Raw genomic sequence first — 9249 nt, 5'->3', positions numbered from 1 at the left:
TCGCCGGCCTGCTGGTGGCCGTGGACGCCGCCGCGCACCGGCTCGCCGACCGTGCGGTGGACCTGGCCCGGAACCGGGGCGAGGTGTGCCTGCTGCCGCGCGCCCTCGAACTGCGGGCGATGAGCGAGTACTGGTTGGGTCGGCACGACGCGGCGGCCCGTAGTTGCCGCGAGGGGTTGCTGCTGGCCCGCTCCGGTGACCAGAACGCCAGTGCCGAGGTGCACCTCGGTCTGCTCGCCGTGCTCGCCGCGGTCCGCGCCGACCGGGACACCGGGCTGCGGTACGTGGCCGAGATCGGGGACAGCGCCCCGGCGGGAAGCCGCCCGTACGCGCTGGCCCAGTGGGCGCTGTCCGTGCTCGACCTGGTCGACGGCAGGTACGCCGACGCCGCCGACCGGCTCACCGCGCTGGCCCGTCCGGGCACCGGCCGGGGTCAGGTCCTGGTGCAGGTGATGGCCACGCCACACCTGGTGGAGGCGGCCGTCGGCGCCGGTCGGCCCGCGCAGGCCCGGACCGCGCTGGCGGTCTTCGACCGCTGGGTCGGCAGCACGGCCAGCTCCTCGCGACGGGCGCTGTCCGCGCGGTGCCACGCACTGCTGGCGCCCCGGGGCAGCGCCGAGGCCGAGGACCTGTTCCGGGCCGCCCTGCGACTGCACCCGGCCGACGTCGCCACCTTCGAGCGGGCCCGCACCGAGTTGCTGTTCGGGCGGGAGCTGCGGCGTCGCCGCCGTCCACGCGACGCCCGGGCGTACCTGCACCGCGCCCGGCAGGCGTTCGTGCTGCTCGCCGCGCACGCCTGGGCCGAGCAGGCGACGGCCGAGCTGCGCGCGGCGGGGGAGTCGGTCGGGGTGCCGCAGCGTCCGGCCGAGCGGCTGCTCACCGGCCAGCAGCTCCGCATCGCGCGGTTGGTCGCCGAGGGTGCGACCAACCGGGAGATCGCCGGGCGGATGTTCCTGTCCACCCGCACCGTCGACCACCACCTGCGCAACGTGTTCCACCGGCTCGGCGTGCGGTCACGCACCGAGCTGACCCGGGCGCTGGACGGCACACCACCGCAATATTCAACCTATTCATGACGGGCGTCAGAAATTATTGACATCTGGTGCTCGGGTGACTGACCATGGCCACCACGGCAGGGTGACCCCACTCACACCCGAACGCGTCCGCACCCCCGAGGCATCCGCCGTGTCGACGCACCCCACCACCCCCGCCCAGGAAGGGCCCCGTCCATGAAGAAGGTCATCACTTACGGGTTGGTCGCCGCCGTCGCGATCGCTCTCACCGCCTGTACCGACTCCGACGCGACCGGCTCCGAGCCGGCCGACGGCGACCTGCGCCAGGTGCGGGTCGCGGCGCTGCCCATCACCGAGACCGCCGCGTTGTGGGGCGGCATCAAGGCGGGCATCTTCGCCAAGCACGGGCTGGGGGTCGAGGTGCTCCCCGCGCAGGGCGGCGCCCAGGCGATCCCGGCGCTGATCAACGGTGACATCGAGTTCGCCATCGGCCAGCCGTTCGGTCCGTTCCGGGCCGACCTGCAGGACCTCGGCGTGGTGATGATCGGCAACTACGCGTCCTCGTACGCCGACGGCGACGACATCAACGCCGTCGTGGCGTCGGCGGCCTCGGGCATCACCCGGCCCGCCGAACTCGCCGGCAAGCGGGTGTCGGTGAACAGCCTGGGTGCGGCCGGTGACGTGACCATCATGGCCGCGGTGGAGAAGGACGGCGGTGACCCGTCCACGATCAAGTTCGTCGAGGTCGCGTTCCCGGACACCCCGGCCCAGCTGGAGGCCGGCAACATCGACGCCGCCTGGGTGCCGGAGCCGTTCGTCACGCAGCTGCGCGGCCGGGGAGACACCTTCGTGGTCGCGCCCTACCAGTCGGTCGTCCCGGGGCTCGCCACCCTGACCACGATCACCACGAAGGAGCGGACCGAGTCCGACGCCGAGCTGATCTCCGCCTTCTCGACGGCCATGAAGGAGACGCTCCAGTGGGCGCAGGACCCCGCCAACGAGGCGGACGTCCGGCAGGCCATCAAGGACAACCTGCAGCTCCCCGAGCCGGTGGCGGACTCGGTGCGGCTCCCGGAGTTCGGCTGGGAGCTGGACCGGGAGAGCCTGACCACGCTCGCCACGCTCGCCGGGAAGTACCAGGTGCTCGACCGGCAGCCGAACCTCGACCGCCTCATCCAGCAGCAGTAGCCCTCGCGGTCCCGCCCTTCCCGGTCACCGGCCGGGAAGGGCGTCGCCGCTGACCACGGGAGCGACATGCACGTGTTATCCATCCGGCGGACACGCCCGCCGCGCAAGGTGCTGCTGGGCGCCGCGGGTCTGGCGGGATTCCTCGTCGTCTGGCAGTTGGTGCCGACGCTCGGCCTGGTCAACTCGGAGTACCTGCCGTACGTCACCGACGTGCTGGTCCGGCTCGCCGAGGAGTTCCGCGACGTCGCCTTCTGGCGCCGGCTCGGCCACACCATGACCTCGTGGGCGATCGGGCTGACCGTGGCGACGGTCGCCGCGCTCGTCCTGGGCACCGTCGTCGGGCTGGTGCCCGTCCTGCGTCGCGCGACCCACACGATGGTCGAGTTCCTGCGTCCGATCCCCTCGGTGGCACTCATCCCGCTGGCCGTGCTGATGTTCGGCATCCAGATGAAGGCCGCGCTCGTGATCATCATCTACGCGTCCTTCTGGCAGGTGTTCGTCCAGGTCATCTACGGGGTCGCGGACGTCGACGCGGTGGCCCGGGACACCGCGCGCAGCTTCCGGCTCACCCGGCGCGAGCGCCTGGCCTACCTCGTGCTGCCCACCACCCTGCCGTACCTGATGACGGGTGTCCGGCTGGCCGCGGCGGTGGCGCTCATCCTCGCCATCACCTCGGAGATGGTGATCGGCAACCCCGGTCTGGGGCGGATGATCGAGCTCTCCCGCTCCGCCGGTGACGCGGTCGGCCTGTACGCCCTGGTGGTGGTCACCGGTCTGCTCGGACTCCTGGTGAACCTCGTCTTCCGGTTCGTCGAGCGGCGCTCGTTGTCCTGGCACCAGTCCGTCCGTGGGGAGGAGCCCCGATGACCACGCGTGTCGAACGGACCACCGCCCGGCCGCGCGGGCAGGGTGTCGCCCACCGTGTCGCGTCGAGCTTCCTCTATGCGCTCGGGCTGCCCTTCCTGCTCCTGGTGCTCTGGGGCGCGGCGTCGACCGTGTCGACGAACCGGTTCTTCCCCGGCCCGCTCACCATTCTCGAGGCGTTCCGGGAGACCTGGATCGGCCCGGCGTTCGTCCACGACGTGCTGCCCAGCCTCTATCGGCTCGCCCTCGGGATCGCCGCCTCGATCGTGATCGGCGTCGCCCTCGGCACGCTCATCGGACTGTTCCGGTGGCTGAGCGAACTGCTGGAACCGCTGCTGGAGTTCTTCCGGGCCATCCCACCGCCGGTGCTGATCCCGGTGATGATGCTGCTGCTGGGCATCACCGACACGATGAAGGTGGTGGTCATCGTCTCCGGCGCCGTCTGGCCGATCCTGCTGAACACCATCGACGGTGTCCGGGCCACCGACAGCGTCATGTCCGAGACCGCCGACTCCTTCCGGATCACCTGGTGGGAGCGGCTGCGGTTCCTCGTGCTGCCGGCGGCGAGCCCGCGCATCATGGCCGGTGTCCGGCAGGGGCTCTCGGTGGCGCTCATCCTGATGGTGATCTCGGAGATGTTCGCCTCGTCCGCCGGGCTGGGCTACCGGATCGCGTACTTCCAGCGGAACTACCTCATCGCCGAGATGTGGAGCGGCATCCTCCTGCTCGGACTCGTCGGCGTCCTGCTCGCCGCGACCTTCGGTGTCGTCGAACGGCGGGTGCTGCGTTGGTACCACGGAATCAGGGAGGTCAACCGTGCCTGACCGGAACATGTTGCTGAAGGTGGAGCACCTGCGGAAGGTGTACGAGTCCGCGTCCGGGGACGTCGAGGCGATCGGTGACGTCAGCTTCACCATGGCCGCCGGTGAGTTGGTCTGCGTCGTCGGCCCGTCCGGCTGCGGCAAGACCACGCTGCTGAAGTGCCTGGCCGGGCTGCTGCGACCGACCAGCGGGCTGGTCGAGATGCACGAGGCGCCGGTGACCGGCCCGAGTCCCGCCATGGCCGTCGTCTTCCAGGAGTACGGCCGCAGCCTCTACCCGTGGCTGACCGTGCGGGGCAACGTCGAACTGCCGTTGCGCCACAAGAAGTTGTCCCGGGCGGCGCGCGAGCGGCTCGTCACCGACGCCATCGAGGCGGTGGGCCTCGGGCACGCCGCCCGCAGCCACCCCTGGCAGCTCTCCGGCGGGATGCAGCAGCGGGTGGCGATCGCCCGCGCGGTCGCGTACGAGCCGGAGGTGTTGATCATGGACGAGCCGTTCGCCGCAGTCGACGCCCAGACGCGCGCGGACCTGGAAGACCTGGTGCGCGAGTTGCACGCGACCCGCAAGATATCGATCGTCTTCGTCACACACGACATCGACGAGTCGGTCTACCTGGGCGAACGGGTTCTAGTATTGTCCAAGTCGCCGACCTGGGTGCAGGAGGATCTCGCCATCGACCTGCCGCCGGAGCGTGACCAGATCACGACTCGCGCGCTACCCCGCTTCACGGAGCTGCGGACCCACGTCTACGACCAGATCCGGCGCGCCAAGGGCGCCCAGACCGTCGCCCCGTGACCGTCGCCGGGTCGGAGCCGTCCGAGAGGGAGGACTGTGCGCAGTCGTCAGCCGAAGCAACTGCTGCTCGCGTTCTTCGGTGAACACGTCGTCGACGACGAGCCGGGGCCGGTGCGCGCCAGTGTCCTGATCGGGGTGCTGGAGGGGGCCGGCGTGGCCGCCCCGGCGACGCGGGCCACCCTCGACCGACTCGTGCAGACCGGCATCCTCGCCCGCAGCAAGAGCGGCCGGGAGATCCAGTTCTCGTTGACCGAGCACGGCGTGGCGGTGCTGCGCGAGGCGACCGAGCGGGTCCGTGGCCCGCGCCCGTTCGACCCGCAGGGCACCGGCTGGACCCTCGTCACGTTCACCATCCCGGAAGGGCAGCGGACCCTGCGTCACCGGCTGCGCTCCACGCTGACCTGGGAGGGCTTCGCGCCGCTGCGCGACGGGCTGTGGCTGGCACCCGGCGAGGTCGACCTCGCCGGATCGCTGGAGCCGTTGTGCCAGGACCTGCCGCCGAACACGGTGATCGCCTTCCATGCCCGCGAACTGGCCGGGTTCCCGATCGCCGAGAGCGTCCGGGCGGCCTGGGACATCGAGGCGATCCGGCGCGAACATCTGGCCTTCATCGAGGTGTGGGACGACCCGGACGCGGCGACGCAGGCGCCCAGCGCGCTGACCGTCCGCACGATGCTGGTGGCGGACTGGCTCGCGTTGCTGCGCGCCGACCCGCGACTTCCGCGCGAGTTCATGGACGCGCAGTGGCCGGCGGCCCGGTCGACGCAGGTCTATCGGGGGATGCACGAGCGGCTGGCCGACGCCTCGGCCGCCGAGTTCGCCGCGCTGGTCACCACTCGCGCTGCCACCACCCGCCGAACCGGCTCCGCAGGTCCGCCTTCCGCACCTTCCCCGACGCGGTCCGCGGCAGTTCGTTCACGATGACCACGTTCTTGGGCAGCTTGTAGCGGGCCACCTTGCCGTTCAGGAAGTCGCGGACGGTGTCGACGTCGACGGCGGCGCCCTCGCGGATCGTCATGATCGCCCAGGGCACCTCGCCCCAGCGCTCGTCCGGGACGCCGATGACCGCCACGCCGGTCACCCCGTCGATCTCGCCGAGCAGCACCTCGACCTCGGCCGGGTAGATGTTCTCCCCACCCGAGATGATCATGTCTTTGAGGCGGCCCGCGACGTGCAGGTAGCCGTCGTCGTCCAGGTAGCCGAGGTCGCCGGAGCGGAACCAGCCGTCCGTGGTGAACGCCCCGGCCGTCGCCTCGGGCATCCGGTGGTAGCCACGGAACACGTTCGGACCGGCTATCTCGATCTCGCCGATGCTGCCGGCGGGAGCCGCGCCGCCGTTCTCGTCGGCGACCCGTACCTCGGTGAAGAAGTGCGGCAGGCCCACGCTGCCCTGCTTCGCGCGGGTCATGGTCGGCGGCAGCGAGGTGGCCCCCGGTGACGCCTCGGTCATGCCGTACCCCTGCGAGAACGACAGACCCCGCTCCTCGTACGCGTTCAGCACCCGGACGGGCACGGCCGAGCCGCCGCAGGTGAGCTTGCCCAGCGTGGACAGGTCGGTGGAGGCCCAGTCCGGGTGGTCGGCCATGAGCTGGAAGGTGGTCGGCACGCCGCTGAGCATGGTGACGCCGTGCCGGGCGATCTGGGCGAGCGCGCGTCCCGGCTCGAAACCCTTCTCCAGCACCAGGGTGCCGCCCTTGAGGATGACCGGCAGCGCGCCCATGCCGAGCGAGGCGACGTGGAACAGCGGCGAGATCATCAGGGCGATGTCGGTCGACACCACGTCGTAGTCGACGATGCAGTTCAGCGCCGTCCAGGTCAGGTTGCCGTGGGTCAGCACGGCACCCTTGGCGCGACCGGTCGTGCCCGAGGTGTAGACGATCGCGGCCGGGTCCCGCATCGTCACCCGGACCGGCGTGTCGTCCCGGGGTGCCGTGGCGGCCAGCCGGGACAGACCCGGAGTCTCGGCGCTCCCCGGACCGGTCGGCACCACGTGCGCCGGGCGGGACGCCGCCGCGACCGAGGCCACCCGGGCGGCGAACTCGGGATCGTGGATCAGCACCCGCGCACCGCTGTCGCTGAGCACGTGGGTGATCTCGGGGGTCGCCAGCCGGGTGTTGACCGGCACGAAGGCGGCACCCAGCCGGGTGACGCCGAACATCACCTGGAGGAACTCGGGGCTGTTCTCACCCAGGTACGCGACCGTGTCGCCCTTGCCGACGCCGAGGTGCCGCAACGCCGCCGCGACGCCGTCCGTGGCGTCGGCGAGCTGCCGGTACGTCATGGTCGCCTGCTCGCCGTGGACGAGCGCGATCTTCTCCGGTGACTTGAGTCGGCGCTTGGCCAGCCAGCCGCCGATCCCTTGGTGGTGCATCAGCAGTCTCCTGGTGGTGGAGGGCGGTGGCCGGGCGGCTGTGGTCCCGGCAGGTCAGGCGTAGAAGCGGTAGATCCCCCGGGCGACGACTGCGGGCTTGCCGCCGCCGTCGATCTCGATGGTCTGGTCGACGGCGATCTGGTAGCCGCCCGCCACCTCGGTGACCTCGGCGACGACGGCCCGCATCCGGACCCGTGACCCGACCCGCACCGGTGCTGGGAAGCGCACCTTGTCCAGGCCGTAGTTCACCTTCGTGGACACGCCGGTCACGTCGAGCAGCTCGGTCCAGAACGGCACGGCGAGGGAGAGGGTGAGGAAGCCGTGGGCGATCGGCGCGCCGAACGGGCCGTCCTTGGCCCGTTCCGGATCGACGTGGATCCACTGGTGGTCGTCGGTCGCGTCGGCGAACAGGTCGATCTGGTCCTGGGTGACCGTGCGGTACTCGGTCTGCCCGAGGTCGGTGCCGCCGAGGCCGGCGAGCTGGTCGTAGGCGATGGTGGTGGTCACGGGGGTCCTTCCGTCGTCATCCGGCCAGGCGCAGCAGCCGGGCGGCGTTGTCCTTCAGGATGCCGGGCAGCACGTCGGGCTTGAGGTCGGTGCTCGCCACGTCCCGCAGCCAGCGGTCCGGGGTGAGCAGCGGGTAGTCGGTGCCGAAGAGCACCCGGTTCTTGAGGATCGAGTTGGCGTGGCGCACCAGCTCGGCCGGGAAGTACTTCGGGCTCCAGCCGGACAGGTCGATCCAGGTGTTCGGCTTGTGCGTCGCCACCGACAGCGCCTCGTCCTGCCAGGGCACCGACGGGTGGGCCATGATGATCTGGAGGTCCGGGAACTCGGCGGCGACCGGGTCGAGCAGCATCGGGTTGGACAGCCCGAGCCGGAAGCCGTAGCCGCCGGGCAGTCCCGCGCCGATGCCGGTCTGCCCGGTGTGGAACAACGCCGGCAGTCCCGCCTGCTCGATCAGTCCCCACAGCGGCGCGTACTCCTCGTGGCTCGGGTCGAAACCCTGCACGGTGGGGTGGAACTTGAACCCGCGTACGCCCTCGTCCTCGATCAGCCGGGCGGCGAGTTCCAGGGCCGCCTCGCCGGTGCGCGGGTCGACCGAGCCGAACGGCACGAGCACGTCGGCGTGCTGGGCGGCGGCGCGGGCGATGTCGGCGCTGGACAGCGGCGGGTGCGCCAGCTGCGTCCGCGCGTCGACGCTGAACACCACGGCGGCCATGTTCCGTTCGCGGTAGTACTGCGCGACCGCGTCCACCGCCGGACGCGGGCCGTCGGTGCGGAAGTACTTCGAGGCGGCGGCGACGAGCGGATCGGGCAGCGAGGCGTGGCCGTGGTCGTCGATCTCGATGTGCACGTGCATGTCGATCGCGGTGACGGCGTCCAGGTCGATCGCGGGCTGGTACATGCTCGGGAACCTTCGTCCGGCGGGTCAGGAGGCGGTGTCGCGGAACTCCTCGGGCAGCTCCGGGAAGCGCTCGCCGACGCTCTGCGACGCAGCGGCGAACTCGGTCGGCCACGCGGCGACCAGCGCGTCGTAGGACCAACCGCCCTCGTGGTGGGCGGTCAGCGCGACCTCCGGGTGGGTCCAGATCTGGATCCGGTCGCCGCCCACGCCGATCACCTGGCCGGTCACCTCGGCGGCGCTGTCGGAGCCGAGGAAGGCGACCAGCCCGGCCACGTCGTCGGAGGTGCCGAACCCGAGGTCGTGCCGGAAGAAGGCGGGCATCGGCTCCCCGGCGGCCTCGGCGCGTACCGCGGCGGCGAAGTAGGGGACCGTGGCGGTCATCGCGGTCGCGGCGACCGGGACGACGGCGTTGACCGTGATGCCGGCTCGCTTGAGCTCCAACGCCCAGGTCCGGACCATGCCGACGATGCCCGCCTTGGCGGCGGCGTAGTTGGTCTGGCCGAAGGTGCCGCGTTGGCCGGTGGGGGAGCCGATGCAGATGATCCGCCCGCCCTCGCCGGCCTGGCGCATGTGCCGCACGGCCTCGCGCACGGTGGTGAAGGTGCCCCGCAGGTGCACCCCGATCACGGTGTCGAAGTCCTCGTCGGTCATCTTCCAGAGCACCGTGTCGCGCAGCACCCCGGCGTTGGTGACCAGGACGTCCAGTCGGCCGAAGCTCTCGACGGCGGCGGCGACCAGGGCCTGTGCGGTCTCGGTCGGACCGACCGGTGCGACCACGGCGACGGCGCGTC

General features: G+C 71.4%; 10 protein-coding genes. 6 read left to right on the top strand and 4 right to left on the bottom strand.

Annotated elements, in window-relative coordinates; genetic code table 11:
* The 6 genes from EYA84_RS19920 to EYA84_RS19895 form a co-directional block, all read left to right on the top strand.
* The coding region (locus tag EYA84_RS19920; protein ID WP_131054561.1) for a LuxR family transcriptional regulator at window positions 1-1076 on the top strand (1076 nt) is incomplete at its 5' end.
* Window positions 1077-1229: 153 nt separating this feature from the next.
* Window positions 1230-2201, top strand: a complete 972-nt coding sequence (locus EYA84_RS19915) for an ABC transporter substrate-binding protein (RefSeq protein ID WP_131054560.1) — start codon at window positions 1230-1232, stop codon at window positions 2199-2201.
* 66 nt (window positions 2202-2267) lie between these two features.
* Window positions 2268-3068, top strand: coding sequence for an ABC transporter permease (locus EYA84_RS19910; protein WP_131054559.1), 801 nt, complete (start codon window positions 2268-2270; stop codon window positions 3066-3068).
* Window positions 3065-3889 carry an ABC transporter permease gene (locus EYA84_RS19905; RefSeq protein WP_131054558.1) on the top strand — a complete coding sequence of 275 codons (825 nt, stop codon included), beginning with the start codon at window positions 3065-3067 and terminating at the stop codon, window positions 3887-3889. Before EYA84_RS19910 ends, EYA84_RS19905 begins: the two co-directional genes overlap by 4 nt.
* On the top strand, window positions 3882-4682 hold the full coding sequence (locus tag EYA84_RS19900) for an ABC transporter ATP-binding protein (protein ID WP_201272434.1): 801 nt from the start codon (window positions 3882-3884) through the stop codon (window positions 4680-4682). Before EYA84_RS19905 ends, EYA84_RS19900 begins: the two co-directional genes overlap by 8 nt.
* 36 nt (window positions 4683-4718) lie before the next feature.
* Window positions 4719-5606 (top strand): PaaX family transcriptional regulator C-terminal domain-containing protein, encoded by an 888-nt coding sequence (locus tag EYA84_RS19895; protein ID WP_131054557.1) that lies wholly within the window; start codon window positions 4719-4721, stop codon window positions 5604-5606.
* Here EYA84_RS19895 and EYA84_RS19890 read toward each other — a convergent pair.
* The 4 genes from EYA84_RS19890 to EYA84_RS19875 form a co-directional block, all read right to left on the bottom strand.
* Window positions 5512-7053 (bottom strand): long-chain fatty acid--CoA ligase, encoded by a 1542-nt coding sequence (locus EYA84_RS19890; protein ID WP_131054556.1) that lies wholly within the window; start codon window positions 7051-7053, stop codon window positions 5512-5514. The genes EYA84_RS19895 and EYA84_RS19890 overlap by 95 nt on opposite strands.
* 54 nt (window positions 7054-7107) lie before the next feature.
* Window positions 7108-7560 (bottom strand): MaoC family dehydratase, encoded by a 453-nt coding sequence (locus EYA84_RS19885; protein ID WP_131054555.1) that lies wholly within the window; start codon window positions 7558-7560, stop codon window positions 7108-7110.
* A gap of 16 nt (window positions 7561-7576) precedes the next feature.
* Window positions 7577-8458 (bottom strand): amidohydrolase family protein, encoded by an 882-nt coding sequence (locus EYA84_RS19880; protein WP_131054554.1) that lies wholly within the window; start codon window positions 8456-8458, stop codon window positions 7577-7579.
* A 24-nt stretch (window positions 8459-8482) separates the two neighbouring features.
* Window positions 8483-9249: SDR family NAD(P)-dependent oxidoreductase (locus EYA84_RS19875; protein ID WP_131054553.1), on the bottom strand; the 767-nt coding region annotated here is incomplete at its 5' end.

Source organism: Verrucosispora sp. SN26_14.1 (genome assembly GCF_004307965.1).
Classification (GTDB): domain Bacteria; phylum Actinomycetota; class Actinomycetes; order Mycobacteriales; family Micromonosporaceae; genus Micromonospora.
This window is presented reverse-complemented; position numbering and strand designations above follow the sequence as displayed.

Excerpts from the sequence above, each read along its gene's own strand:
- EYA84_RS19915 (WP_131054560.1), top strand. The coding sequence starts at position 1,230 with ATGAAGAAGGTCATCACTTACGGGTTGGTCGCCGCCGTCGCGATCGCT.
- EYA84_RS19910 (WP_131054559.1), top strand. The coding sequence starts at position 2,268 with ATGCACGTGTTATCCATCCGGCGGACACGCCCGCCGCGCAAGGTGCTG.
- EYA84_RS19905 (WP_131054558.1), top strand. The coding sequence starts at position 3,065 with ATGACCACGCGTGTCGAACGGACCACCGCCCGGCCGCGCGGGCAGGGT.
- EYA84_RS19890 (WP_131054556.1), bottom strand. The coding sequence starts at position 7,053 with ATGCACCACCAAGGGATCGGCGGCTGGCTGGCCAAGCGCCGACTCAAG.
- EYA84_RS19880 (WP_131054554.1), bottom strand. The coding sequence starts at position 8,458 with ATGTACCAGCCCGCGATCGACCTGGACGCCGTCACCGCGATCGACATG.